Source organism: Sphingopyxis flava (assembly GCF_900168005.1).
Classification (GTDB): domain Bacteria; phylum Pseudomonadota; class Alphaproteobacteria; order Sphingomonadales; family Sphingomonadaceae; genus Sphingopyxis; species Sphingopyxis flava.
Map to the genome: position 1 here is coordinate 247,005 of NZ_FUYP01000001.1, position 25,361 is coordinate 272,365.

33 protein-coding genes are annotated in these 25,361 nt (G+C 62.6%); 32 read left to right on the forward strand and 1 reads right to left on the reverse strand.

What is annotated here, in order from left to right:
• Window positions 1-73 precede the first annotated feature (73 nt).
• Genes B5X69_RS01290 through B5X69_RS01310 form a run of 5 tightly spaced genes read left to right on the forward strand, consistent with a single transcriptional unit; the run spans window position 74 to window position 3,083 of the window.
• Entirely contained in the window at window positions 74-316 is a 243-nt protein-coding gene (locus B5X69_RS01290; protein ID WP_079636869.1) for a hypothetical protein, read from the forward strand.
• Window positions 313-1,158 carry an HNH endonuclease signature motif containing protein gene (locus B5X69_RS01295; RefSeq protein ID WP_245798504.1) on the forward strand — a complete coding sequence of 282 codons (846 nt, stop codon included), beginning with the start codon at window positions 313-315 and terminating at the stop codon, window positions 1,156-1,158. Before B5X69_RS01290 ends, B5X69_RS01295 begins: the two co-directional genes overlap by 4 nt.
• Entirely contained in the window at window positions 1,155-1,322 is a 168-nt protein-coding gene (locus B5X69_RS21265; protein WP_176141474.1) for a hypothetical protein, read from the forward strand. The genes B5X69_RS01295 and B5X69_RS21265 overlap by 4 nt, the downstream gene beginning before the upstream one ends.
• A complete protein-coding gene (locus tag B5X69_RS20815) occupies window positions 1,319-2,434 on the forward strand; it encodes a helix-turn-helix domain-containing protein (RefSeq protein ID WP_139375612.1) in 1,116 nt (371 codons plus the stop codon). Before B5X69_RS21265 ends, B5X69_RS20815 begins: the two co-directional genes overlap by 4 nt.
• The gene (locus tag B5X69_RS01310) at window positions 2,415-3,083 is read left to right on the forward strand and encodes a hypothetical protein (RefSeq protein WP_139375613.1); all 669 of its coding nucleotides are present in this window, start codon (window positions 2,415-2,417) and stop codon (window positions 3,081-3,083) included. The genes B5X69_RS20815 and B5X69_RS01310 overlap by 20 nt, the downstream gene beginning before the upstream one ends.
• A 117-nt stretch (window positions 3,084-3,200) precedes the next feature.
• Here B5X69_RS01310 and B5X69_RS01315 read toward each other — a convergent pair whose 3' ends face one another.
• Window positions 3,201-3,518, reverse strand: coding sequence for a hypothetical protein (locus tag B5X69_RS01315; protein WP_245798505.1), 318 nt, complete (start codon window positions 3,516-3,518; stop codon window positions 3,201-3,203).
• A 48-nt stretch (window positions 3,519-3,566) separates the two neighbouring features.
• On the opposite strand from B5X69_RS01315, the gene B5X69_RS01320 reads away from it, so the two are divergent.
• The 27 genes from B5X69_RS01320 (at window position 3,567) to B5X69_RS01440 (ending at window position 25,348) form a co-directional block, all read left to right on the forward strand.
• Window positions 3,567-3,833, forward strand: a complete 267-nt coding sequence (locus B5X69_RS01320; protein ID WP_079636873.1) for an HNH endonuclease signature motif containing protein — start codon at window positions 3,567-3,569, stop codon at window positions 3,831-3,833.
• 161 nt (window positions 3,834-3,994) lie between these two features.
• Complete coding sequence (locus tag B5X69_RS01325) at window positions 3,995-4,390, forward strand: hypothetical protein (protein ID WP_079636874.1); 396 nt, start codon at window positions 3,995-3,997, stop codon at window positions 4,388-4,390.
• Complete coding sequence (locus tag B5X69_RS01330; protein ID WP_079636875.1) at window positions 4,371-6,218, forward strand: terminase large subunit; 1,848 nt, start codon at window positions 4,371-4,373, stop codon at window positions 6,216-6,218. Before B5X69_RS01325 ends, B5X69_RS01330 begins: the two co-directional genes overlap by 20 nt.
• Before the next feature lie 106 nt (window positions 6,219-6,324).
• The gene (locus B5X69_RS20820; RefSeq protein WP_245798507.1) at window positions 6,325-6,849 is read left to right on the forward strand and encodes an HK97 family phage prohead protease; all 525 of its coding nucleotides are present in this window, start codon (window positions 6,325-6,327) and stop codon (window positions 6,847-6,849) included.
• 54 nt (window positions 6,850-6,903) lie between these two features.
• The gene (locus tag B5X69_RS01335) at window positions 6,904-8,331 is read left to right on the forward strand and encodes a phage major capsid protein (protein ID WP_217699087.1); all 1,428 of its coding nucleotides are present in this window, start codon (window positions 6,904-6,906) and stop codon (window positions 8,329-8,331) included.
• 60 nt (window positions 8,332-8,391) lie between these two features.
• Window positions 8,392-8,718, forward strand: coding sequence for a hypothetical protein (locus tag B5X69_RS01340; RefSeq protein ID WP_079636876.1), 327 nt, complete (start codon window positions 8,392-8,394; stop codon window positions 8,716-8,718).
• Window positions 8,718-8,879, forward strand: a complete 162-nt coding sequence (locus tag B5X69_RS21270) for a hypothetical protein (RefSeq protein WP_176141475.1) — start codon at window positions 8,718-8,720, stop codon at window positions 8,877-8,879. Before B5X69_RS01340 ends, B5X69_RS21270 begins: the two co-directional genes overlap by 1 nt.
• Window positions 8,872-10,230 (forward strand): phage portal protein, encoded by a 1,359-nt coding sequence (locus B5X69_RS01345; RefSeq protein WP_245798508.1) that lies wholly within the window; start codon window positions 8,872-8,874, stop codon window positions 10,228-10,230. Before B5X69_RS21270 ends, B5X69_RS01345 begins: the two co-directional genes overlap by 8 nt.
• Complete coding sequence (locus B5X69_RS01350; protein ID WP_079636877.1) at window positions 10,230-11,048, forward strand: hypothetical protein; 819 nt, start codon at window positions 10,230-10,232, stop codon at window positions 11,046-11,048. Before B5X69_RS01345 ends, B5X69_RS01350 begins: the two co-directional genes overlap by 1 nt.
• Window positions 11,045-11,596: a class I SAM-dependent methyltransferase gene (locus B5X69_RS01355; RefSeq protein WP_079636878.1), complete on the forward strand. Its 552-nt coding sequence runs from the start codon at window positions 11,045-11,047 to the stop codon at window positions 11,594-11,596. Before B5X69_RS01350 ends, B5X69_RS01355 begins: the two co-directional genes overlap by 4 nt.
• Entirely contained in the window at window positions 11,590-12,438 is an 849-nt protein-coding gene (locus B5X69_RS01360; RefSeq protein ID WP_079636879.1) for a phosphoribosyltransferase family protein, read from the forward strand. Before B5X69_RS01355 ends, B5X69_RS01360 begins: the two co-directional genes overlap by 7 nt.
• Window positions 12,432-13,082, forward strand: a complete 651-nt coding sequence (locus B5X69_RS01365; protein WP_079636880.1) for a class I SAM-dependent methyltransferase — start codon at window positions 12,432-12,434, stop codon at window positions 13,080-13,082. Before B5X69_RS01360 ends, B5X69_RS01365 begins: the two co-directional genes overlap by 7 nt.
• Window positions 13,079-13,816, forward strand: coding sequence for a glycosyltransferase family 2 protein (locus B5X69_RS01370; protein WP_079636881.1), 738 nt, complete (start codon window positions 13,079-13,081; stop codon window positions 13,814-13,816). The genes B5X69_RS01365 and B5X69_RS01370 overlap by 4 nt, the downstream gene beginning before the upstream one ends.
• Window positions 13,813-14,526, forward strand: coding sequence for a hypothetical protein (locus B5X69_RS01375; RefSeq protein ID WP_079636882.1), 714 nt, complete (start codon window positions 13,813-13,815; stop codon window positions 14,524-14,526). The genes B5X69_RS01370 and B5X69_RS01375 overlap by 4 nt, the downstream gene beginning before the upstream one ends.
• On the forward strand, window positions 14,523-14,801 hold the full coding sequence (locus B5X69_RS01380; RefSeq protein WP_079636883.1) for a head-tail connector protein: 279 nt from the start codon (window positions 14,523-14,525) through the stop codon (window positions 14,799-14,801). Before B5X69_RS01375 ends, B5X69_RS01380 begins: the two co-directional genes overlap by 4 nt.
• Entirely contained in the window at window positions 14,798-15,127 is a 330-nt protein-coding gene (locus tag B5X69_RS01385; protein ID WP_079636884.1) for a phage head closure protein, read from the forward strand. The genes B5X69_RS01380 and B5X69_RS01385 overlap by 4 nt, the downstream gene beginning before the upstream one ends.
• A gap of 86 nt (window positions 15,128-15,213) precedes the next feature.
• On the forward strand, window positions 15,214-15,612 hold the full coding sequence (locus B5X69_RS01390) for a hypothetical protein (protein WP_139375617.1): 399 nt from the start codon (window positions 15,214-15,216) through the stop codon (window positions 15,610-15,612).
• A 1-nt stretch (window position 15,613) separates the two neighbouring features.
• Window positions 15,614-16,015 carry a tail completion protein gp17 gene (gp17, locus tag B5X69_RS01395; protein ID WP_079636886.1) on the forward strand — a complete coding sequence of 134 codons (402 nt, stop codon included), beginning with the start codon at window positions 15,614-15,616 and terminating at the stop codon, window positions 16,013-16,015.
• Window positions 16,016-16,138: 123 nt separating this feature from the next.
• Entirely contained in the window at window positions 16,139-16,594 is a 456-nt protein-coding gene (locus tag B5X69_RS01400) for a phage tail tube protein (RefSeq protein ID WP_079636887.1), read from the forward strand.
• Window positions 16,591-17,004: a hypothetical protein gene (locus B5X69_RS01405; RefSeq protein WP_079636888.1), complete on the forward strand. Its 414-nt coding sequence runs from the start codon at window positions 16,591-16,593 to the stop codon at window positions 17,002-17,004. The genes B5X69_RS01400 and B5X69_RS01405 overlap by 4 nt, the downstream gene beginning before the upstream one ends.
• 206 nt (window positions 17,005-17,210) lie before the next feature.
• Window positions 17,211-19,658, forward strand: coding sequence for a phage tail tape measure protein (locus B5X69_RS01410; protein WP_079636889.1), 2,448 nt, complete (start codon window positions 17,211-17,213; stop codon window positions 19,656-19,658).
• A gap of 3 nt (window positions 19,659-19,661) precedes the next feature.
• Window positions 19,662-20,255 (forward strand): hypothetical protein, encoded by a 594-nt coding sequence (locus B5X69_RS01415; RefSeq protein WP_079636890.1) that lies wholly within the window; start codon window positions 19,662-19,664, stop codon window positions 20,253-20,255.
• Entirely contained in the window at window positions 20,252-20,851 is a 600-nt protein-coding gene (locus B5X69_RS01420) for a hypothetical protein (protein WP_079636891.1), read from the forward strand. Before B5X69_RS01415 ends, B5X69_RS01420 begins: the two co-directional genes overlap by 4 nt.
• Window positions 20,848-21,312 (forward strand): DUF6950 family protein, encoded by a 465-nt coding sequence (locus B5X69_RS01425; protein WP_079636892.1) that lies wholly within the window; start codon window positions 20,848-20,850, stop codon window positions 21,310-21,312. Before B5X69_RS01420 ends, B5X69_RS01425 begins: the two co-directional genes overlap by 4 nt.
• Window positions 21,309-23,522: a Hint domain-containing protein gene (locus B5X69_RS01430; protein ID WP_079636893.1), complete on the forward strand. Its 2,214-nt coding sequence runs from the start codon at window positions 21,309-21,311 to the stop codon at window positions 23,520-23,522. Before B5X69_RS01425 ends, B5X69_RS01430 begins: the two co-directional genes overlap by 4 nt.
• A 10-nt stretch (window positions 23,523-23,532) precedes the next feature.
• Entirely contained in the window at window positions 23,533-23,955 is a 423-nt protein-coding gene (locus B5X69_RS01435) for a hypothetical protein (RefSeq protein WP_139375618.1), read from the forward strand.
• The gene (locus tag B5X69_RS01440; RefSeq protein WP_079636895.1) at window positions 23,939-25,348 is read left to right on the forward strand and encodes a hypothetical protein; all 1,410 of its coding nucleotides are present in this window, start codon (window positions 23,939-23,941) and stop codon (window positions 25,346-25,348) included. Before B5X69_RS01435 ends, B5X69_RS01440 begins: the two co-directional genes overlap by 17 nt.
• The last annotated feature ends 13 nt before the right edge of the window (window positions 25,349-25,361 follow it).

The following is a 25,361-nucleotide window of genomic DNA, read 5'->3' on the forward strand; positions in this document are numbered from 1 at the left end:
TTCGCATGGCGGACGGCCGGGAGATCCCGTGCGCGGGACCCGGCTTCTGCCGTGAATGTAATCGGGAGGCATCATGACCAAGAACCGTCTCAAGGATCTCAACGATCATCTTTTCGCTCAGATGGAGCGCCTTTCGGAAGAGGGTATCTCGGCGGAGGACATCGAGGCCGAGGTGAAGCGCACCGACGCGATCGTCGCCGTGTCGGACCAGATCCTCGCCAATGCCAATTTCCATCTTAAGGCGGCAACCCTGATCGCCCAGCACGGCGACCGCTTCAAAAAGTCGCTGCCCATGATCGAGGGGCCGGCTGAATGAAGGGACGGGCCATCCGATACAGCGCCGAGGAAATGGCGTGGCTGGAAGAAAGCCGGCTTATGGTCATCTCGGACTATCACCGGGCGTTCGTCGAGCGGTTCGGGCGCGATGACGTGGCGCTGTCGCACCTGAATCAGCTTCGCAAGCGCAAGGGGTGGAAGGTCGGCCGCGACGGCGCGCGATATAAAGGGCGCCTGAGAACCTTCAACTCCGAAGAAACGAAGTGGCTTAGCGACAATCGCACGCTGCCGATCAAGGAATATCTCGCGGGATTTCAGGCGGTGTTTGATCGGCCTGACGTGACAGAGCGCAAGCTCCACGCCTTGCGCAAGGCTCAGGACTGGAAAACTGGTCGGACCGGAAAATTTGAGAAGGGCAATGAGCCGCATAACAAGGGAAAGAAGTGCCCTGAGGGTGTCGGCGGACGCCACCCAAACGCTCGCCGCACCCAGTTCAAGAAGGGCAACGTTCCCCACAACGCGCAATACCTGGGCCATGAGCGAGTTTCGAAAGATGGCTATGTCGAGATCAGCGTCGACGAGACGAACCCTCACACGGGATTCGAGAGGCGCTATGTCCTCAAACATCGCTGGGTCTGGGAGAAGGCGAACGGACCGGTCCCAGATGGATATGCGCTCAAGTGCCTCGACGGCAACAAGCTGAACTGCGACCCGAGCAATTGGGAGCTCGTCGAGCGCGGCCTTCTGCCACACCTGAACGGCGGGCGACATCGCAAGCACCTAGCCTATGACGAAGCCGCACCCGAACTGCGGCCGGTCGTCATGACGCAGGCCAAGCTAAGGCATCGCCTGGGCAAGGTGCGCAGAAAGCTCTCCGCATGATCTGGTCCCGCATCTTCAAGGCGCGCCAACGCTTCACGCCTGCACTCAGTCTGGACCGCGACGCGAGCGGCCGGTTCGTGTCCGAGCATCGCCGGAAGGTGCGCGCCAAGTGCCGCGAGATATGCGGCGAGATCCACCGCGATGTGCCGGAGGTTCTGCGATGAGCTCTGAAACTTCAGCCTGGGCGAAAGAACAGGTCTGCGGTGATCGCACCGTCAAGGCCGTGCTGCGCGAGATTGCGAACTGGGCCCGGCCGGACGGCCTTGTCGAGTTTCTTTCCGTGAAGCGCATTGCCGCCGTGATCGAGGTCAGCCCGCGGACGGTGCAACGCTGCATAGCGCAGCTGGAAGAGCCGACACTGGAGCATCCCGGCCGGCTCGGCCTGTTGCGCCGCGTCGAGCGGTTTCGAGAGGATGGCGGCCAGAGCGCGTGTGGCTTCGTGCTGCTCGGATACCAGCCACCGATGGGCGTTGTCCCCCGTGACAATTTGTCACCCCCCCCTGACACCATGTCACCCCCTCCCCCTGACAAAATGTCAGGGGACCCGGTGACGCCGGTGTCACCCCTTAAAAGAGACAAGATACTTCCCCCTTCAGAGCCTAACGGCTCTGAGGCCCCCACGGCCAAAAATGACGATTCCGGAGAATTGGACGGCGCCGCACCGCGCCCCAAGGCCCATCCCCTGCCCGAGGACTGGACAGCGCCGCCGCTGCGCGAGCTGGGAGACGTTTCGCGCGGCCTCGTCATGCAATGGCCTTCCGGAGCCTATGAGACCGTGGCCGAGCAGTTCCGCATGCATTGGGCCGCGGCCTCTGGTCGGACGTCTCGGAAGACGAACTGGGCAGCAGCTTGGGCCAAGTGGCTGATCACCGAACATGACCGCGTGATGCGAGCAGCGCGCGCCGGGACGAGCTTCTCATCATCCGCCCCAGCAACGCCGCTAGGGCCACCGCCGGAGCAGGCCCCGGTCGCGGCAAAGGCTGCCGAGGATGACCGGTCGGCGATCGTGCACAACCTGCTCGAGCGTGCTCTTGGCAGCCGCACATATGCGCGATGGATCAAGCCCGCTGCCATCACGTTCGATGACGGCGGCGCCGTTCTCACGTTCAGCTCGGACTTCCAGAAGTCCTATGCGGAGACCAATCTGGGCCCCGCGATCGCGGTTGCCCTCGCTCGATCGGCGACGCCTGGCGAGCCTAGCGGCATCAAGTTCATCGTCGAAACGCCGGCGAGCCCGGCCAATCAGGAGGCTCTTCGTGATCAGCGCGCCGCGTAACTTGGATGATATGTGGTGCATCCTGTCGACCAGTGGCGGCCGCACCTTGCCCCTCGCCCGGTCGTTGTGCGACGCGGGTATGGAAGTATGGGCGCCCACGCGCACAATTCGCCGTCCTGCCCCCGGACAGCGCCGGAACTTGCTGATGGGTCTGCGGCGCAAGATGATCGAGGTCGATGTTGCAATTCTCCCAGGCTTTGTCTTCGCGCGCGCTGATCGTATCAGCGATCTGGCAGCGATCGCGCACGATCCTGCATCCCCCCATCCTTCCTTTTCGGTATTTCAACTCGGAGGCCGCGCTCCGCTGGTAGCGGATAGCAGCCTGACGGGATTGCGAGACGAAGAGGCAGCCGCCCAGGCCACTCTTGCCGCCTTGCGCGAAGCCGAAAGTCGGGAGGCCGCGCGCCGTGCGCGAGCCGAGCTTATGCGGACGAAGCGAGCACGCCGGGCTGCGCTGCGCCGCGAGCGTAGGCAGTTCGCAATCGGCGAGGCGGTTGAGATTGCGGAGATGCCGTCAATGGCAGGGATGACCGGCAGGATCATTGCGTCGAATTCCACGACCGCGACGATAGATTTCGGCGGCGCCTTCCCGATGCAAGTTGAGGCTTGGCGTGTGATTCCATCTGCGCTATCTGGAAAGGCAGCCTGATGGGCACCGCTGCCGTAGCAGCTTCGGGACAGATGATCTTGGCTACCGTGCCATTGCGCATCCCGACCAGCGCAGGAGGCCCCGCCTCCGGCGAAGTGCAGCGCAATTCCTCGCGGCTTATTTAAGTCCGACGCACTGCTTCCAGATGCCGCCGATCGTGCCGAACTGCTTTCGCAATTCAATCCGGCTCCCGTCCTCGTGCGGATAGATTGAGAACGCCATCGACACGCCGCCATAGCCGTTCTTGATAAGGACGACCTTCGATCCATCCTCGCGATCGAGCGCAGGCGTGTTGTTCTTGTTGGCAAGGCAGAAGGCGACGTTGGTCACACTGTCCTTGGAGTAGAACGTTTCGGTCACGTCCTTCGACAGCACCTTCTCGGTCGAAGCACAGCCCGCAAGCGCAAGGCAGCCAAAGGCAATCAGGTATCGCATAGTCGTCCCCCTTCGCGCGATGACTGCCACGACCGGAGCGCAAGGGCAATGGGCGAACGGATCCGAGGTCGCAAAGGTCAGCAGCTACGCCGCCGCAGGCTCGCGAACGAGCCGCTATGTCGACGTTGCAAAGAGCGAGGGCGCATCACGGCCGCCACCGTCCCGGACCACATCAAGCCGCTCGCTCTCGGTGGCGAAGACGTCGACGAGAACATCCGATGCCTCTGCGATGACTGCCACGACCAAGTGACCAGAGAGCAGTTCGGGCACCGCCGGCGCACGGAGGTCGGAGCAGACGGTTGGCCCGTCGCATAACCCTCAAGAAACGGCTGATTTCCGCCATTTTTCAGACGCGCGGCGACGCCGACGCAACAATATTGCGGGGGGGGCATCGGAAAATTACGGACTGTTTGCCCGGACACCGACCGCCGCCTGAAATTTTCGCAAAACCACATTAACATCTTGGAGTTTTCAATATGGCCGTGAGAGGAGCGAAGCCGAAGCCCGCTCACCTGCGGCTGATCGACGGCACTCATCGGACAACCCGTCACGGCGACGACGGCGCCGCTCGTGCGAAAGTCGAGCAGGCCGCGACCCGCTTTGGCCCGCTGGAACGCCCGTCCTTCCTCAAGGGCGAAGCGCTCAAGGCCTGGAAGAAATACATCGCCCCCGCGGGGTGGCTCGACGGCTCGCGTGAGCCGATCGCTATCGCGTTCTGCGAGCTGTGGAAGGAGTTCCGGGAAGGTCCCCGCATTTTCCCAGCCACCAAGCACGCCCAGCTGCGCCACTACATGGCGGAGCTCGGATTGACCGACGAGCGAAACCGCGGCGACACAGGCGACGAAGAGCGCGATGAGTTCTTCGACGACTGACCGGGCGACCCTCTATGCCGAGAGGGTAACGGCAGGATTGGTGGTTGCTGGGCCCCATGTAAGGAACGCTTGCCGCCGTCATTTCGACGACCTGGCCAAGGGTCCCGAGCGGGGTCTCTACTTCGATGAAGAGGCCGCCGATCGCGCGATCCGGTTCTTCGAAGAGAAGCTGAAGCTGAGCGAAGGGCAGTTCGAGGGCAAGCCGCTGCTGCTCCACGAAAGCCAGGCATTCAAGGTTGGATCGATCTTCGGATGGAAGCGCGCGGACGGGGCCCGGCGATTTCGCAGGGCGTACATCGAGGAAGGAAAAGGTAACGGCAAGTCGCCGCTAGCGGGCGGCATCGGCCTGTATGGCCTGATGGCTGATCGCGAAGCCGGCGCCGAGATCTACGCAGCTGGCGCGACCAAGGACCAGGCGGGAATCCTGTTCCGCGACGCGATCAAGATGCGGGCCCAGTCGCCGGATATACGATCTCGCACGAAGACCAGCGGCGGTGAAGGGAAAGAGTACAATCTCGCCTACCTAGCCAAGAGGTCGTTCTTCAAGCCGATCAGCCGGGAGGCGAAGCGTACCGGGTCTGGCCCCCGCCCCCATATGGCGCTGTGCGATGAGGTGCACGAGCATCCAGACCGCGGCGTGATGGAAATGCTCGAGCGCGGCTTCAAATTCCGACGCCAGCCGCTCTTGTTCATGATCACGAACAGCGGGACAGACCGAAATTCGATCTGCTGGGAAGAACATGAGCATGCGGTTCGGGTCGCCGCCGGAAACCCGCATGCGAAGGATGACGATCCGACTTATGTCGGGGAAGTTCTCGATGATACCACGTTCTCATATGTCTGCGCGCTAGATCCGGGCGACGATCCTCTCGAAGATCCCAGCTGCTGGGCGAAGGCGAATCCGCTGCTCGGCGTGACCATAACCGAGGAATATCTTGCCGGCGTCGTGGCCCAGGCCAAAGCGATGCCGGGAAAATTGAACGGCATCCTTCGCCTGCACTTCTGCAAGTGGACCGATGCCGAGACGGCCTGGATGACGCGAGAGGCCCTGGAGCCATGCCTCGCCGATTTCGATCCGGCGATTCATCACGGCAAGACGATCGTGGAAGGGATCGATCTTTCGCAGAATCGCGACCTGACCGTTAAAGCCAGCATCGTTGAAACCGGGAGTATGGACGTCGAGGTCATCGTCGAGGGCAAACCCGAAATTGTCTCGAAGCCGACCTATGATTGCTGGATCGAGGCCTGGACACCGGGTGATACGGTGGCGGCCCGCGCGCTGCGCGACAAGGCGCCGTACGACATCTGGGTCCGCGATGGGCACCTAAGCGCGCCGCCGGGGCAAAGCATTCGCTTCGACCATGTCGCGCAGGCAATCGCGGACGACAGCTGGGACTTTGACATCGCCTTGGCCGCCTATGACCGATACGCATTCAAGCGGTTCGAGGAAGAGTGCGACAAGCTGGGTCTGTCAATTGAGTTCGGCGAACATCCGCAGGGCGGGACGAAAAAGGGCAAGCCTACCGAAGCCATGAAGCGAGCGGCGCAAGCCGAGGGGAAAGAGGCTGAGGGTATGTGGATGCCCGGATCCCTGCGCGCTCTCGAAGACGCGATCCTCGAGCGCCGAATCCGGTTCAAGCGTAATCCTGTCCTGATCAGCGCCATGATGAGCGCGGTCACGGATCATGATCGGTGGGGCAATTACTGGCTCGCCAAGGAACGAGCCACGAACAAGATCGACGCCGCAGTCGCTATTTGCATGGCAATCGGCGCGGCAATGGCATGCCGGAATATGGCCACGCCTTCATATCAAATCCTGGTCATCTAGGAGACCGACGATGCAGAACCGGGCTTACAGCGTCTTGCAGGTCAAGGCGTTCGACGATGACACGCGGAAATTCTCTGGAATCGCGACCACGCCGACCGTCGATCGCATGGGCGACATCATCGACCCGCTCGGCGTGAAGTTCAAAAACCCGCTGCCCCTTCTTCACCAGCATTTCCATGACCGTCCGGTTGGGACCGTCAAGTTCAAGAAGCCGACGAAAGATGGCATCGAATTTGAAGCGGAAATCGCCAAGATCGAAGAGGACGGTCCACTGAAGGACCGCTGCGACACGGCATGGGGCGAACTGAAATACGGCTTGGTCCGTGCAACGTCGGTCGGCTTCAGGCCGATTGAGTATAGCTTCATGGACAATGGCGGGATTCGGTTTTCGGAAGTTGAGGTCTATGAACTTTCGACCGTAACGATTCCGGCACAGCCAGACGCCGTGATTTTTGACACCATCAAATCCCTCGACGCCGCCGCGCGCAAAGCTGCCGGCGTCCCCGACCCCGAAATTCCGCAACCCGACGAGCCCGCTCCCCAGAGCAAAAAGGCTCGCGTCGTGAAGCTGGATGAGCCTGCCGAAGGATCGGTGGCACCCTTCGTTGTGCGCGAGATCAAGCGCACCTGACCAACCGGATTTGCACGCCGTGAGGCGTCCAGTCCCTCAGATGGATTTTTCATCATGAACATTGCGGAACAGATTCGCGCCTTCGAAGAGAAGCGCGCGGCCCTCGTTGCGGCCAATGAGGCGATCATCGCCAAGGCGGCCGATGAAGGCTCGACGCTCGACGCCGAGCAGGAAGAAGAGTTCGACAACAACCAGGCTGACATCGAGGCCGTCGACAAGCATCTGAAGCGCCTGAAGGCGATGGAGGCGATGGCGAAGGCCAAGATCGAGGACGACAAGAAGAAGTCCGTTGCCCCCGCCGGCCAGAACGCCGAAGAGGCGTCTCTGTCGCGCTCGGGTCACCGCATCGAGGTCAAAGCTCAGCCCAAGCTTGAGCCGGGCCTTGAGTTCGCCCGCTTCGCCAAGGTCAAGGCCATCTCGCGTCTGGACAGCGAACCCGTCCTTCAGGTCGCGGAGCGCATGTATGGCGAGAACAGCAACGTCTACGGCATGGTCAAGGGCCTGATGACCAAGGGCGCTGTCGTTCCCGGCTCGACCGCGAGCGGCAACTGGGCTTCGGATCTGGTTTCGGATGAGGGCGGCGCTGTCGCTGATTTCGTGGCCTATCTCCGCCCGGCAACGATCCTCGGCAAGTTCGGGACTAACGACGTCCCTGGCCTTCGCATGGTGCCGTTCCGCCAGCGTCTCATTTCCCAAACCGGCGGCGGCGCTGCCTATTGGGTCGGTGAAGGCAAGCCGAAGCCGCTGACCGCGTTCGATTTCGACGCAACCACGCTGGAGCCGAACAAGATCGCGAATATCGCGGTCCTGACGGAAGAGAATATCCGCGATTCCAGCCCCAGCTCGGAAGCGATCGTTCGCGACAGCCTCCGCGACGCCATTGCGGCCGGCATCGATACCGCGTTCATCGATCCGTCGAATGGCGGCACGCCTAACGTCAAGCCCGCCTCGATCACCAATGGTGCGGCGGCGATCGTATCGGAAAGCTACTCGGACGCTGACGACATTCGTCTCGACGTCCGCTCGGTTTTCCAGAAGTTCATCGACGCGAACAACCCGCCCTCGTCCGGTGTCTGGATCATGTCGGCGACCAACGCTCTTGCGCTGTCGCTGATCCTGAATCCGCTCGGGCAGCGCGAGTTCCCCGGCATCAGCATGTCGGGCGGCGTGTTCGAGGGACTGCCGGCGATCGTGTCGGAATATGCCGGCGATACCGTCGCACTCGTGAACGCCTCGGACATCTACTTTGGCGACGAAGGCGGTGTGCAGGTCGACATGAGCCGCGAGGCTTCGCTCGAAATGCTCGACAGCGGGTTCACGCAGGACGGTTCGGCGGGGACCGGCGCTTCGCTGGTCTCGCTCTTCCAGAACAACCTGGTTGCGCTGCGCGCCGAGCGGCACCTGAACTGGAAGCGTCGTCGCCCGAGCGGCGTTGCTTACCTGACTGGCGTCGCATGGGGTGGACCGGTCAACCCGAGCTAATCCGGGTCGCATGAACGGCGGGCGGTCTTCGGGCCGCCCGTCATTTTTGGAGAACGCGAAATGGTCGACATGATCGCCACGAAACGCCTTAAATACGGCACCCGCCGCCTGTCAGCTGGCGAGCCGTTCGAGGCGCGTCACGACCGCGATGCGCGGTTGCTGATCGGCATCGGCAAAGCGCGCTATGCGACGCGCGATATGGTCGCGGATGATGCGCCTAAATACGTGCCGGTCGACCCGCGCCGGAACTCGCTTGACGACACGCATCGCCCCGCCGAGACCGACGAACGCCCCGCCCTTCGCGCCGAGTACGAAGCCAAGTTCGGCAAGCGCGCATTCCCCGGCTGGTCGGCCGAAGTGCTGCGCGAAAAGATCGCGGCCGGTTAATGACCGAAATCCTCGCCATGCTGCTGATCGCGCTGATCGGCGCTGGCCTCATCCTCTCGGGCATTTACTTGCTCGTCGGCACGGCGTGGACGCTGATCGCGGCCGGCATGGCCTGCATCGCCTTCGCCGCCATCATTCGTAGGGGTGCCTATCGTGCTTGAACGCGCCCTGTCCGTCATCTCGGCCGGTCTCGCGCCGCGCACCAAAGCCAATCTCGCATCCCCGGACAGCCGGGGCGGATGGTGGCCGCTTATCCGGGAAAGTTATCCCGGCGCGTGGCAGCAGAACGTCACGATCGACCAGACCGCGGTGCTGGCTTTCCATGCCGTCTTTTCGTGCATGACGCTCATTGCCTCAGATATTGCCAAGCTGCGCGTGAAGTTGGTTCGCTTCACCGATGGCATCTGGGAAGAGACCGCGAACGCCGCCTATTCGCCGGTGCTGCGCAAACCGAACGGTTTTCAGACCCGCATCCAGTTTTTCGAATCGTGGGTGCTGTCGAAACTCTCACGCGGCAACACCTACGTCCTGAAAAAGCGCGACAACCGCAATGTCGTGACCGGGCTCTATGTGCTCGACCCGAACCGGGTGAAGCCGCTTATCGCCCCGAACGGCGATGTCTATTACGAGCTTTCGACGGACAATGTGGCGGGGATCGAGCAGCCGACCGTGATTGTTCCTGCGAGCGAGATTATTCACGACCGCTTCAATTGCCTTTTCCATCCGCTTGTAGGGCTGTCGCCGATCTTCGCCTGCGGGCTCGCCGCAACGCAGGGCCTCAAGATACAAGAGAACGCGACGCACCTGTTCGCCAATGCCTCAAGGCCGAGCGGCATTCTGATCGCGCCGGGGCGCATCGATCCGGCAGCCGCGGCGGCAGTCAAGGAGGCTTGGGACACCGGCTTTACTGGTCAGAACCGCGCAAAGGTCGCCGTGCTGGGCGACGGCATGAAGTTCGAAGGGCTGACGGTCGACCCGATTGACGCCCAGATGGTCGAGCAGATGAAGTGGACGGCCGAGGTTGTCTGTTCGACCTTCCACGTTCCTCCCTACAAGATCGGTGTCGGTGCGCTGCCGAGCTATAACAATGTGCAGGCGCTCAACGTCGAATATTATTCGCAATGCCTCCAGATCCTGATTGAGGCGATCGAGATCCTGCTCGACGAGGCTCTGGGCACCGGCGAAAAGCTCGGGACCGAGTTCGATATCGACAATCTGCTCCGCATGGACGGCGTGACGCAGATGGAAGTGCTCGACAAGGGCAAGAACCTTATGACGCCGAACGAAGGGCGGCGGAAGCTCGACCTCAAGCCGACGCCCGGCGGGGATAGCGTTTATCGCCAGCAGCAAGACTATTCGCTCGAGGCGCTGGCGAAGCGCGACGCGAAAGACGACCCGTTCGCGAAGGGCGATACCGGCACACAGGCGCCGCCCGCAGATGCAGCGAACGATAACGCGATGGAATTGGAAGCCGCCAAGGCGCTGCTCGTATTTCAGAAGGGGCTCATCTGATGTTCGATGGCAAGGCCTTTGGCGAGGCGATGCTGGAAGCTGTGCGGGCCTATGTGGACCGCGCGACCGGCGCACTGGCCGCCGAAAACAAGTCCCTTCGCGATGAAAACGCGGAACTCGCCAAGCGCCTCGCCGCATTGGAAGCCCGCGAAATGCCGAGTCTCGAAGGCTACGCGACCGTCGAAGTCGCAAAATCGCTGATCACCGACGCGGTTTCAGCCGCCATCGCCGAAATCCCTGTCCCGCAGGACGGCAAGAGTGTGGACCCGGAGGAAGTGCAGGCGATGGTCGACAAGGCTGTATCTGCCCTGCCCGCCCCTGAGGCGCCGCCGGACATGGCGGAAATTGGCAAGATGATCGAGGACGGGATCGCCAAGGCTGTGAAAGCTCTTCCGCCAGCGGAAAAAGGCGAACCGGGCATTGGCCTCGCCGGCGCGATGATCGACCGCGACGGCAATCTCGTCGTCACGACCAGCGACGGACGGACGCACAATCTCGGCCTGGTCGTGGGTAAAGACGGAAAGCCCGGAGAGACGTTCACGCTCGACGACTTCGACATCGAGCAGACCGACGAGCGGACGCTGGAGTTCAAGTTCCTGCGCGGCGACGTCATGCACACCTTTGAGCTGGAGTTCCCTGTCCCGATCTTCCGCGAAGCCTACAAAGAAGGCCGGGATTATCGGAAAGGCGACATGGTTGTCTGGGGCGGCAGCCTGTGGGCCGCGACGAAGGACACTGACGCCAAGCCGGACAGCCCCGATAGCGGCTGGATGATCGCCGCTCGCAAGGGGCGCGACGGCAAGAGCGCGAAGGAATGAGGCGCCTCGAAATCGGCCCCGGCGCTGAGAGACTGCCGGGCTTCGAGACCTTCAACCTCTTTCCCGGACCCTTCACCGATCATGTCGGTGATGCGCGGAAACTGCCTTTCAAGGATGGCACTTTCGGCGAGGTTTATTCGTCGCACTGCATCGAGCATATCGAATGGTTCGACGTAGAGGCCACGATAGCCGAATGGGCGCGGGTTCTGGCGCCGGGTGGCTGGCTTGAGGTTCACACGGTCGATTCAACCGCGCTCATGCGGGCTATGCTCGAATGGGAGGAAACGGGCGAAACCAGCCGCTCGGCGGGGGCGTGGAAGCGCGAGCTGCACAAGGATCATCCCTTCGTCGCCGCTGCGGGCCGGATCCTCTGCTACGCCAAGCGGGGCGACCGGGGCGCGAACATGCATCGGGCTATCCTGACCCCGCGCTATCTGCGCGAGTGCTTCGAGCGGGCGGGACTGGTCGATCTGGAGACGGTGGACGAGCCGCGGGGCACGAAAAAGCATCGGGGCATCAACATGGGGCTACGGGGGCGGAAATGCTGAGCATCCGCACCCTGTCCGACATGGCGCGCATCATCACGGCGAACCTTCACCGGATCGACCGGGGCGCCTATGACTGCATCGTTGGCGTCCCTCGCTCGGGGATGATCCCGGCGAGCATCATCGCCACGCAGCTGCAAATGCCGCTCGCCGATGTCGAGGGATATGGCCGAGGCATCGTGCATGGCCGCTCCGGTCGCCCTGTGGCGGCTGGGAACCGCATTCTGCTGGTCGATGATAGCTGCAACAAGGGCGGGGCGTTCAAGCGCGCTGTGGCCCTGCTGCCGAAGGGAACGAAGGCAACGCGCCTCGCGATCTTCGGCCCCTATCAGGTCGCGCCGGAATCGGTCTGCGATATGTGGTTCGAGACGGTGCACGGCCCGCGCGTCTTTGCATGGAACTGGACGAAGCACATTCGCCTACCGAGATGGGGCTTCGATTTCGACGGGGTTCTCTGCCGCGACAACACGAAGGCCGAGAATGACGATGGCCCGCGCTACGCCGAGTTTCTGTCGACTGCCGAACCGCTATTCATCCCGCAGCGCCCGATCGGGCACATTATCACCGGGCGGGCGGAGAAATATCGCCCCGAAACCGAGGCGTGGCTCGCGCGGCACGGGATGCAGTTTGAGAGCCTGACCATGACCCCTTGGGCGACCAAGGGCGAGCGGATGGAGGCGATGCGGGCGACAGGTGGCCGCGGCGCGTGGAAGGCTGGGCACGCGGAAAGGCTGGGGGTCGAGATGTTTATCGAAAGTTGCCCGAAACAGGCGGGCATCATCGCGCGCGAGGCGGGTATCCCGGTCTTTTGCACGCTGTCGCAGGACGCTATTTTCCCATGCTGACCGTCGCGCAGGAGAACGCGCTGCCGCTTGACGAGGCGCTGAAACGCTCGATCGGGACCACGCGCGATCGTGATCTGGCCGCGCTCTATGAATGGATCGGCCAGAATTATGACACGGCCGCCTATGCGAAGGTGCAGACCGACTATCGGGGCCAGATCGATCCCAAGTTCGTGGCCGTCTGCGAGCGCGTGGGCAAACTGCTCCCCGTTGCCCGCTGGCTCGGCTGGCACAATGCGAAGAGCCTGCGCACGCTCGATCTGGGCTCGGGCGCCGGGCATATGGGCCTCATCGCCAATTATTACGGGCACAGCGCCGAAGGGCTGGACTGTTATGCGCTCTATGACGGCCTGCGCGCATTCTGGCGTCAACCGGCGATCCATCACCGGATCGAGGCGGGGCAACCCCTGCCGGTCGGGCGCTATCATTCGATCACGTCCATCCTGACCAACTATGGCCGCGACTGGTCGATCGGCGCGTGGGATGAATTTATCGGCCGCATCCTTGCTGATCATCTCGAACCCGGTGGCGAATTCGTGATCAGCTTCCCCGGCGATCCGAACAAGCCGGCGCGGCTGCACCTTCGCAAACGGGCCTCGCGCATCGAGGGCCGACATATGTTTTTCAGGCGGGAGAATGCGCGGTGACGATCATCTCGCTGGTGATGCCCTATTATCGCAACCCAGGGCAACTTTCCCTGCAATACGCCGAGATGACGCGCTGGTCGGAAAAGGCGAAAGCGCAGATCGAGGTCGTGATTGTCGATGACGGATCGCCGGAGCCCGCGGTTGACGTTGAACGACCCGAGGGCCTGCCGGACCTGCGGATTTATCGAGTGCTGGAGGATCGGCCTTGGTGGCAGCACGGATGCCGCAATATCGGCGCCCATGAAGCCGTGGGCCCGTGGCTGCTGCTGACCGATATCGACCATGTGCTAACGGCAGAGGCCGCCGACGCATTGCTGAAGCGCCTCGGCCGACTGGACGCTGGCACCGCTTATTTCCTGCACCGGATCGAGGCCGACACCGGATTGCCGACATTGAACGCCAAGGGAAAGATGAAGCCGCACCCCAACAGCTTTGTCATGACCCGAGGCCTCTATTGGAGGGTCGGGGGATACGACGAGGATTATTGCGGCCAGTATGGCACGGATGGCCTTTTCAAGACCCGGCTGTTCGCGACCGCGAAGGAGGGGTTTCTCAAGAAGGTTCCGCTGGTCCGCTACTGGCGCGACATCGTGCCGGACGCCAACACCGCGACCCTGCCGAGGAAGGAGGGACGCAAGCCCGGTGAGCGTGAGGCCGTCGCGATCAGGAAGGCCGCTGAGGGCCGCGCAGATCAGATCGTCACCTTGTCGCAGGAATATGAGCGCGCCCTATGATCACGATTTTGACGTGGCTCTGGCGGCAGGAGAAGAGCCGCACAGTATACACGGCTGAGCATGTGAACGTGTGGGCCGCAATGGTGCGCCGCAACCTGTCGATGCCGCACCGCATCGCCTGCGTGACCGATATGCCGGAAGGGATCGACCGGAGCGTGGAGATCATCACCCCGCCAGGGGATTTTCTCGATATCTCCAACCCGCGTTGGACCAACGGCCGGCCCCAATGTTACCGGCGACTGTCGATGTTCCGCCGCGATGCCGGGGAGATTTTCGGCGAGCGGTTCGTTTCGATGGACCTTGACGTTGTGGTCGGCGGCCCGCTCGACCCGCTGTTTGGTCGGCCCGAGGATCTTGTACTGTTCAAGGGGACGCTGCGGGGGCGTCCGTATAACGGATCGATGATGATGATCCGGGCGGGCTGCCGACCCGATGTTTACGAGGATTTCAACCAGGAGGCCGCGCTGGAATCGGGGCGCCTCTTCTGCGGGTCCGATCAAGCGTGGCTGATGCACAAGCTCGGGCCGAATGAACCTGTCTGGGACGATGCAGACGGGGTTTACTGGTTTGGCGGGGCCTATCGAACGCGCCGGGACAAGGTGCCGCCGCGGGTTCTCTTCTTCCCCGGCAATCTGAAACCGTGGGACGTGCGGAAAATCGACCCGTTCGCGCGCGAGCATTATCATCTGGATTTGATGGAGGCGGCATGAGCGTCAGTCTGTCAGACGTCAAAAAGCATTTGCACGTCCTCCACAACGACGATGACGATCAGCTTAACGACCTGATCGTCCAGTCACTTTCCGCCCTGCTGCGCTTCGTCGGCGAGGGATACGATGTCTATGCCGACGAGTTGAGCGCCGCGCAGATCATCTGGATCAGGTGGCGTTACTATTCGGACGAGGATGTTGAACTGGACCCGATCCACAACCTGCCGCGCGCCTTCGTCGCCCTCGCCGGCCCTTATCGAACCCCGACCGTCGCATGAAACCGTTCGTTCTGGACCAGAAAATCACCCTGCAGCGCTATACCGCCACGCAGGATGAATATGGCGAGGAAGTCCGGACGTGGACCGACCTTGGCGACGAGCGGGCGAAGAAGTTTCAGGGGCGCGGCGATGAACGACGCCAAGCGGCACGCGAACAAGGGACAAAGACCGCGACCTTCATGATGCACTCGAACGCCAGAACGCGCGGCCTGCTGGTTCGGGATCGCATCGTTCACGACGGGGCAAATTGGGACATAACCGACGTTTCGGATGGTTCGCCGCAACGCGGGTTCCTTGAGGCAACCGCAACGCGGGTAGTTGAGTGATGGCTCGGCAGACATTCAAAATCGAGGGATTCCGCGAATTGGACAGGGCGCTAGCGAACGACCTCCCGAAGGCGACGGCGCGGAACGTGCTGAACCGAACGGCTGAAAAGTCGATGGAGCGGATAAGGATCCGGATGGGCGAACTCGCTCCCTATGACCCTGTGGACCGGGACGGCGACGGCAAGCACTTGAACCAGACAATGCGAACTCAGCGCGTCACGGCAAAGAGGTCGCGGGGACAGGCTCGGTTCGATCGCTCGACGGGGGTCGCGGTGATGACAGGCCCGGCGCCGGAGGGTCGCAGGGCGCGAGCAAACGCGGGCTGGCAAGAGGACGGCACGGTCGAGATGACGCCCAATCCATACGCTCGCCCAGCTGCCGACAGCGAAGGCGAAGCGGTCATCCGTGAGGTAAAGAGCGTGCTGACGCAGGAAATCGACAAGGCAAAGGCGCGCATCGCGCGGAAGCTGGCAAGGGGGCGTTGACATGGCGGACCTCGCAACTGCCTTTCGCAATCGCCTCATCGCCGATTCCGCCGTCGCCGCTGTCTCGACCCGCATCTATTGGGGCGTCGTCCCGCAAAACGCTGCCCTGCCCTATGTCCGGCTGCACATTATCAGCGACCCGAGGCCGGAGCATCTGAAGGGCTATCAGGGATCGCGGAGGACGCGGATACAGGCCAGTTGCTTCGCTTCGTCTTTCGGGGCTGCAAAGCAGCTGGGGACAAAGATCGTGAAGGCGCTCGATGCACCTTGGTCGGCAACCGGAGGCCGGGTCGGTCGGGTCAAGTGCGAAGGCCCGCGCGAAGGCCAAGGCACCGACACGCCGAATGGCTTCATCCATCACCAGATCGTGGAAGCGATGATGGAGCACACCTTTCAAGATTGAGATTCGCGCCAGCTTGGACCGGCTGGCCGTGCATCACTTAGGTCCGTTCGTTCAACCCGAGATTCCGCGTCGTGATGACGCCGAGTCCCAGTCCGCCTCGTGCGGCAAGATGGAATTTTTATCATGGCAGAAACGGCTGAAGCCTCGGTGGGCTACTTCGGCGAGTTCCACCTGTCGTCTGACGACCAGGCGGCAAACCTTTACGAGCTTGTGCAGGTCAAGGAATTCGACGTTCCGACCGGAGGAACGCGCGAGCAGGTCGAAGCGACGCATCTCAAGTCGCCCGATTGGCGCCGCAGCTACCTGAGCGGCTTCTACGAAGACAGCGACTTCGAAGTCCTGCTGAACTTCCGTCCGCTGAGCGACACCGACACGATGCTCGAAGCGGCACTGAAGGCCGGCGACGTTCGCGCGTTCAAGGCGGTGCTGCCCGAAAACGGCGAGCCCGTCGCGCAGATCGAGGGCACTTGCAAGTGCACCGGCTATTCGCGTGGCCGCGTGACCCCGGACGGTGTTATGGAAGCAACCGCTACCTTCCGCATCGTCACGGTTGAGGACATTGAGGCCTACGTCTCGTGAATCCTCTGAAGGGTGAAGCGCCGCTCAAGCTGGGCGACGGGCGGGAGTTTATTTTCCAGCTCGACTTCGAGGCGCTGGTTGAGGCTGAGCAGGCCTATGGCAAGCCCTTGCCGCGGCTCATGGCCGATGCGGCACAGGGCTATGTCGGGGCCGTCCGGGCGCTCCTGCTCGGCGGCCTTCGCCGGCACCATCCCGACTTCACCGCTGACGACGCGACCGCGATCATCCTGACGGACTTCGAGGCCGTTGCAAACGGGATGATGGCGGCTGTCGATGCGGCCTTTCCGAAAGCGGAGGGTAAGGAGTCGGGAAACGCGGTCCCGACTGGGCCGACCTCTGGTCGCGATGGTGCGAAGGCGGGCTCGACCCGGACGCCTTCTGGCGGCAAACGCCGAGCACCTTCGAACTGATCGTCGGAGCGAGGTTCAAGGCCGCGCATTCGCTCGCTCTTGCGACCGGATGGCACTTCGCGAATTTTGGCCGTGCCCAGCGATTGAAGCCACTGCTCGAGTATCTGAAGCCAATGACCGATGCCGAGCGCCGGAATGACGGCGCGCGCAAACTGCTTGCGCTCGCAAAGAGCGCTCAGCGCAAAGCGAAACGGAAGGGATAACGCATGGCGATGAACGACGTCATTGCACGGCTTTCCGTCTGGCTGGGCATTGACACCGCCGCCTTTGAGAAGGGGGCGAGCCTATCGGAAAAGCGCCTCGCCCAGATGGAGCGCAAGTTCACGAAGCTCGGCGACAAGATTTCCGGGCTCGGAAAGTCGCTCTCTCTTGGCATCACGCTCCCGCTGACGGCCTTCGGTGTCGCCTCGATCAACGCGGCTTCCGACGCCGCCGAACTGCAAAGCGCCTTCGACCAGACGTTCGGCGCCATGTCGGACACGATGAACAAGTGGGCCGAGGACACCGGTAACGCGCTTGGGCGATCGACGCAGGAGATGCAGAAGGCCGCGAACACCTTCGGCATCTTCTTCAACACCGCGGTCAATCCCCAGAAGGCGGCGGAAATGTCCCAGATCTTCGCGCAGCTCGCGCAGGATTTGGGCAGTTTCTATAATGTCGACACTGAAACGGCGATCCAGAAACTGCGTTCCGGTCTGTCGGGCGAAAGTGAGCCACTTCGCGATTTCGGCGTTTTTCTGACTGAAGCAAACGTCAAGGCCAAGGCTCTGGAAATGGGCCTCACCGGAGTGGGAGACGAACTGACCGAGCAAGAGAAAATCCTTGCTCGCTATCAGCTCATCCTCGAAGCTACGACCAATGCACAAGGCGACGTTGCGCGGACCTCTGACAGCACGTCGAACCAGATGCGGCGGGCGGCGGCTGCTTTTGAGGAACTGCGCGTCGCAATCGGCACGAAACTACTTCCCGTCGTCACACCGCTCATCGAAAAGCTGGCGAATATTCTCGACTACTTCGCGCGACTGCCTTCGGGAGCGCAAACGGCCATCATCGCGATCGCGGGAATCGGCGCTGCGGTCGGTCCAGTTCTGATCGGGATCGGCAAGCTGGTTGGCGCGTTCGGCCCACTCGTCTCGGTTCTAGTGAGCCAACTTGCGCCGGCATTTCTCGCGCTGCGCCTCGAGATTGTGGCGCTCGCAACGGCTTCCGGTCCCGCGGCGGCGGCGGCGCGCGTGTTGACGGTGGCTTTGAAAGGCCTGCTCGTTGCCTCTGTCGTCGGTGCGGCCGTTCTGGCGCTTGTCGAAGCCTTCCGCTTCTTCACCGCCGAATCAGACGATGCTCGCGAGGCGGCCGAGGAAGCGGAGAACCAGGCGCTCCGAACCGCGACGGCTCTCGACGTCGAAACCAAGGCGACGCAAGCTCTCGCAAAGGCCAAAGACCAAGAGCGCCAAGCGATGATCGCCTCGATGAAGGCGAGCTATGCACGCGGGCAGCAGGCCCTACAGACGGCGAAAAAGCTGCAGGTCGAAGCAAAGGCGGCACTCGATGCAGCCCGCGCTCAGGCTCGCAAAACCTTCGAGCAGAGCGCTAGCGACACAAGTTTCCTTGCCACCTTTGGGCGGGCACTGGGTGGCGCCGGCGGCGCGGGCCCCTCTATCACTCCCGGAACTGCGCAGGCGACCCGCCTCAATCGTGAAGCCGATCAAGCTGCGGCAGCGCTGGCGAAGACGAACAAGGCCATTGCGGAGGCCGAGGGCGCCGTTAGCGGCTTGGACGCAGCGATCCGCGCCGCCGAGGCGCCCATGGTCGCCATACCTCCCGCAGCAAAAGGGGTCGGGGACGGTGCGAAAGGCGCGGCTGATGGCGTTGATAAGCTGAGCAAATCCGCAAAGGATGCGAAGCAACCGCTTCAGGATTTGCTCGATACGCTTTTCCCAGAAGAGGCTGGGATGCGTGAGGCGCAGGTAAACCTCGCCCTTCTCAAGGCCGCTCTGGACAATGGAAAGATAAGTGCCGACCGATATGCGGAAGCCGTCATGCGCGTCTGGCGAAACTACCTCAACATTCGGCCGCTGGAAGATCCGACTGTCTCGGTCCTGTCGGGCGAAAAGTCGATCGAGGACTTGAACGAAGAGGCCCTGAACCGCCTGCCCGAGACTTTCGCGAGATTGGCAGAGAGTGCGCAGGGGACCAAGGTTCAGGTCGTCAAATCATTCAAGGACATGGCCGACGAAACCCTGTCCGCTCTCGACAGGCTATCGAGCGCAATTCAGGGGGGTGGGTTCCTAAATATCCTCCAAGGAATCGTCAGCCTCGGACTGCAGCTGGGGAGCATCGGCGCGTTCGGGAAGAAAATCCAGGGCAATATCAACCGGGTTCCCGGCAATGCGAACGGAACGAGCTTCTGGGGTGGCGGTCTCACGTGGGTCGGCGAGCGCGGCCCGGAGCTGGTAGACCTTCCCCGTGGCGCGCGAGTGACGCCGAACAATGACCTCAAGGGCTTCGGCGGAGGAATCGCTCAGATCGTTCCCTCGCCCTATTTCGATGTCGTCGTTGACGGTCGCGTCATGCGCGCGGCCCCCGGGATCGCCCAAGCAGGCGCCCAAGGCGGTGTCGCCCGCATGCAATATGCTCAATCTCGGCGGTGGCGGTAATCCATGATCGAACTTCCGAACGATCCCGCGCCGAACGGGGCGGCACCCTCGCTGCTGGACTATGGAATGACGCTGCGGCCGGGATCCGGTGCTGCCATCCTTCGCGTCGACCGCAAGGGCTCGCGATACCGGGTGAACGTCAGCTACCCGCCGATGCTGCCGAGCGTGTCGCGCATCTTTATAGCGCGGCTCCTGAAGGCCAAGCGTGAGGGTCTGCGCATCCCCTACCCGCTCATCGACGTGCCTCAGGGCTCGCCGGGGAGCCCTGTCGTGGACGGTGCGGGCCAGTCCGGCACCACGATCAACCTGCGCGGCCTGACGCCCGGATACGCGGCGAAGGAGGGTTACTGGCTGTCGATCGAGGACGAGAACGGCCAGCACTATCTCCACAACGTCAGCGAGACCGGACGGGTGGACGCCAGCGGGGAAGTCGCGCTCAGCATCACGCCTGAACTGCGCTGGCCTTTTGAGGACGGCGCCGCGGTCCATCTCGCCAAGCCGATGGTTGAGGGATTTGTCGACGGCAACGAGTGGTCGTGGGCGATCCCGGTCAACCGATTGATCGCAATTGAATTCACATTGGAGGAAGCGGGATGAGGCGGGTCGGTCTGATCGGTCTCTGCAAGATCGAGCTCCCCGGCAGCTATGGCAACGTCCTGCTGTGCGACGGCGGATTCATCGAATTCAACGGGGAGACCTACAAGTCGAAGGACGCTGTTTTCGGCACGATCGGCAGCGTTCAGGCGATGCAAGAGGGTGTCGGCAACGAAGTCCCGGCGCTGGAAATGACGCTTCTGCCGCCCGGAACGACCGAACCGGGTGAGATGACGCAGCCGGGGTTTCAGACGTCGCGGGTGCGCTTCTGGATCGGGGAGTATGACCTCGACACCGGCGAACTCGATGGCGAACCCGACGTCATCTTCGACGGGCAGCTGGATCGCACGATGCTGACGGTCGGCCAGTCGCGGGAGCTTGCCGTGGCGGTCGTCTCCCTCGCTGAGCGGCTGTTCGAGCTCAACATCGGAAATTCGCTGACCTCGGCCTGGCACAAGTCGGTCTGGCCCGGCGAACTGGGTCACGACAATGCTACCGGCCTCTCGATCCCGATCGCATGGGGCGTGGAAAGCCCGCGGTCGAACCCAACGACCAGTCCCTACCACTCGCCGCGCGACTTCCGGGAGCATCTTATATGAGCGCGCTCGACGAACGCCGGGAAGCGCTGAAACGGCGCGGGCAATTGCCGGAACCCGTCCGCCGCAAGGAAGCGACGCAGGCGACGCTCGACAAGTTCAAAGGGCTGCCGTTCGATTGGAGCGAGGGCCGGCACTGCGTCCGGCTTGCTCACTATCACCTGCGGCAGATGGGGCGCAAACCGCCGACCCTGCCCCGCATTCGCTCTGCACTGGCGGCAAAAAAGGCCTTGAAGGAACGCGGCTGGGAATCGGTCGGCGAGATGCTCGACAGCATCCTTGTCCGCATTCCGCCTGCAATGATGCTGACGGGGGACATTTGCATTACGCCCGGCGACCAAGGGCTGGATTCGGTGCTGATATTTGTCGGCCCGAGAAAGCTGCTCGGGTGGCTCCCCGATGGGAGCGCAGTCGTGATCTATGATGCTGGGGTCGAAGATCTGACGGGGGCTTGGCGAGTATGAGCAAGCCGCTCAAGATCATCGGGACTGTGGCGGGCGTGGTGGCGCTGGTTGCGGGAACCATCGCAACTGCCGGGATCGGCACGGCTGCTTTTGCAGCGGCCGCTGGAACGGTCGCAAGCGCGGCTAGTATTGCTTCCGGAATTGCGATGCTAGGGTCTCAGGCCCTCGCCAAACCACCCCCGGCCCGAGGCTCGGTCACGCAGCTGATCGTCGATGCCAACGCACCGCAGCCCTATGCCATGGGCGGCACCCATTTCGCGGGCGTCCTGCGCCATCGCGCGGGCTATGGCGGCACGGTCGACAAGGTTCCGAACCCCTATCTGTTCGACGCGGTCGTTTATTCTGGCGGCGGGCCAGTCCAGAGCATCTCGCCACGGGTCGACTTCGCCGCGGTATCAAGCTGGTACACGGGATTTCTCTACACCGACACGCAACTGGGAGCCTGCCCGGAGAGCAGCGCGCTATCGCCGCAATGGGCGGGAACGCCGGGATGGAGCTCGAGCCACAAGCTATCTGGACAGGCGGCGATCGGATGGTCCTATCGGTTCGACAAGAAGGGTAAGAAGTTCGCGAACGGGCTGCCGGTAACTGGCGCCTATATCGAGGGGGTCAAGGTCTATGACCCTCGGCAGGACAGCACATTTCCGGGAGGCTCGGGCTCGTGTCGGCTCGGCGATGAAGGCACCTATGTATATTCGACCAATCCCGCCCTGCACGCAGGAACCTATGCCTATGGCCGCTACCAGAACGGCAAGCGGACGTTCGGCATCGGCCTTCCTGCCGATGGCATAGATTGGGCCGTCGTCGCGGCGTGGGCCAACGTCTGTGAAGCGAACGGCTGGACTATCTCAGGCGTCTGTTTCGAACCGGGCGACCGCTCGCAGAACCTGATCGACATTTGCGCGGCCGGATCGGGCGAGCCGGTTCCGGGCGGCGTCCTTTCCTTTAAATTTGACGCGCCCGCCGTTGCTCTGGACACCATCACCGAAGAGGACATTGCGGACGGCAATATGAGCGTCGTCGCGATGCAGTCCTATCGCGATCGCCTCAACACGATCATTCCGAAATATCGGAGCGCCGACCATAACTGGGAGTTGACGCAGGCCGACGCGGTGACGGTGTCGGAATATGTGACCGAGGACGGCGAAGAACGCTCGGCGGAATGGCCGTTCAACTTCGTGAAGGACGTGGATCAGGCCGCGCAACTCGCGGCATACCGGCTGGTCAATGGCCGGGAACTGCATCCGATCGAACTGCCGTGCATGCCGCGTCTTCGCGCATATCGCCCGGGCGAATGCCTGCATCTCGATCTTCCGCAACTCGGGCTCGATACTGACGCGATTATTCTCAACCGGGAAATCGATCCGGCGACGATGACGGTCAAGTTGACGCTGATCGGCGAGACGCCGGCGAAGCACGCCTATGCCCTCGGTGAGACGGGCGTTGCGCCTCCGACGCCGGCGCTGGGGCAGACGCCGCAAGAGCGCGACGAAACCTCGGCCGGCGCGCGCCGCGGGGCTGCCTACCGGTTTGCATCGAAGACGATAAACTACCCGCTGTCGAGCGATGAGGACAGCATATCGATTGCGGCATTTTCGGGCGTGCTGTCCAATGCGGTCCCGATCTCGCTGCCCGCCGACACGATCCCTTATCTGGATTCTTCGACGACTTACGGCGTTTTCTGGGATCTCGAAGCCGAGGAATATCTTGCGACCGAATGGCCCTCGGAAGACGAGATGGGATCGTCCGATTATGTCTTCCTTGGCTACCAGAATACGGCCGGAGAAGGCGGGGTCTATCCCGAACCCGACCCGCCGCCTCCGGGCAACTGTGTGGCCGATGACACGCCGATCCTGCTCGCCGATGGGACTTCGATCCCGGCGGCCGACCTTGTGCCCGGAACCGTCCTGCGGACCCGCCACGAAACCACGATGGCGTGGGGTGAATGGCCTGTGCTGGCGGTCAGCTTTGCCGACGAGCCGGTCTATGCGTGCGAGTTCGAAGGCGAGGACGGGCCGGTCATCATCCGGGCCACGGCGGATCACCGGTTCTTGATCAACAATCGCTGGGTGCGAGCATCGAGCCTTGGCGAACCGGACGGGACTGCGCGCGTCGCGAAGATCACCGTGGCCGAAGCCCACACATATATTTCGAGCGGCGTGATCAGCCACAACGCGAAAGCGGAAGGCCCCGGCGACGGGCCGATCTGAGGAGCATGAAATGACAGCTTGGGACGACTGGCTACGGAAACTCTCCGCAGACGGAAAGGGTGGACTCGGCCTTCAGGGCAAGCCGCAGATGCGCGCAATCGACCGCGGGCTGCCCTATGTCTACGTGCTCGCGGTCGGGATGGACGTGAGCGCCGACAGCTTCGAGGCTTCCATTCGGGCGGCTCCTGATGCTGCCGGCGCAACCCTTGCTGACTTCGACGTGACGGTCGGCGCCTATGCCGATGGGGTCACCACGATCACGCTCGAACTGACCGATATCCAAACCGCCGCCCTTCCATCGGACGGCGATGCGGATGGGCTCGAGGAAATGGTTTTCGACATTCTCTGGACGCCTAGCGGCGGGACGCAACAGCGCTTCCTCGCCGGGGTCATTCAGGTTTCTGGAAAGGTGACCGATGGCAGCGGATCTTAATCTCATCCTCAACGGGACGCCGGTTCCGGTCTATCTCGGGGAGAATACGGCGCTTGCGCTTGCGGCCAAAACGGAGGCCGCAGAGTCCGCCCTTGCCGCCCAATCCGCCGCTGCCGCTGCGCTCGCTGCAGCTGGCGTCGGCGAATATGCAGACACCTCGGCCGGGCTTGCAGGCACCTCGGAAGGCGACACCTTCTGGGTCGACAATGGCGATGGAACGGGCACGATCTATCGCCACGACGCTGGGCCGACCGCGACCGAGATCGGGAAATTCATCAAGGACCTGACAGAAAATGGGGCTGCGGCGCTGATCGGCGTTGAGGGCGGCGGAACGGTTCAGGATGCGTTATCCGGTCTCCCTAATAGTCTGCACTATCAGGCGCCGACGAGTTCGAACGTCTCCGGTTTTGATATGGATTTCCGCGCAGGCCAAGGAGGAACATCGCCCGTAGCCGGTACAATCCACGACTACACCGACGCTAGTCGGACGTGGCAGCTCGATAAAGTCGGCGGCAGCATCGGTACGGGTGGCTATGTGCTGGGGCTTCGGCGCGCGAATAATCATATCCGCCGCCCCGACAAGCCAGGGACCTATATCAGCGAGGCGGGCTTCCTGCGCTGCTCCTACGACCGGTTCACCCAGACCGCCGAAGTCACCGGCTCGATCAGTGGCAATGTCCTCACCGTCACGGACGTGGCCTCGGGCGCACTCGCGGTCGGTAGTTTCGTCGAGGGCTCCGGGGTTGAAGAAGGAACGACGATTGCCGCGCTTGGCACCGGCACCGGAGGGACTGGAACCTACACTGTCGCGGTTCGGGGAAATTCCGCCGCGACCCAGACGGTCGCCAGCACCACGCTGACCGGAAAAACGAAATCGGAAGTTCTGGCCTTCTACGTCGATCAGACCGGCGGCTTCGGCTGGTCTACCGATCCGGTCAAGATGACGACAGCGAAGGCTAACGGCGCGAGTTATGCTTTCCAGTTGACCGCCAGCAATGAGCAGCAGTTCCTCCTATCGCTGACGTCGGCATCGGGGCAGGTGCTAACAATCCAGGACGCGGTAAGTGGGACGCGCACCGACTTCGTTACGCCGTCCAACCAGACAAGCGGAATGCGCTTTCAGGCGACCGCCGGGGGCATCGACCTTGCACCGGCCACGAACCAGGTGATCACTCTGCGAGGGCGCACCGCGCCTGACGCCAACAACAGCTACTATCTTGGGACGTCCACAGCAAACTGGCTGCGCGTCTATGCAGATGCTTACTATGTCGGCAGCACGAAGGTACTGGGGGCGCAGCAATCGGCCATTACGGACAGTGCTGGGGGCGACGAGCAGGCGAAGATCAACGCGATACTCGCGGCCCTGCGCGCGCACGGGATTATCGCGACATGACCCTCCACACCGA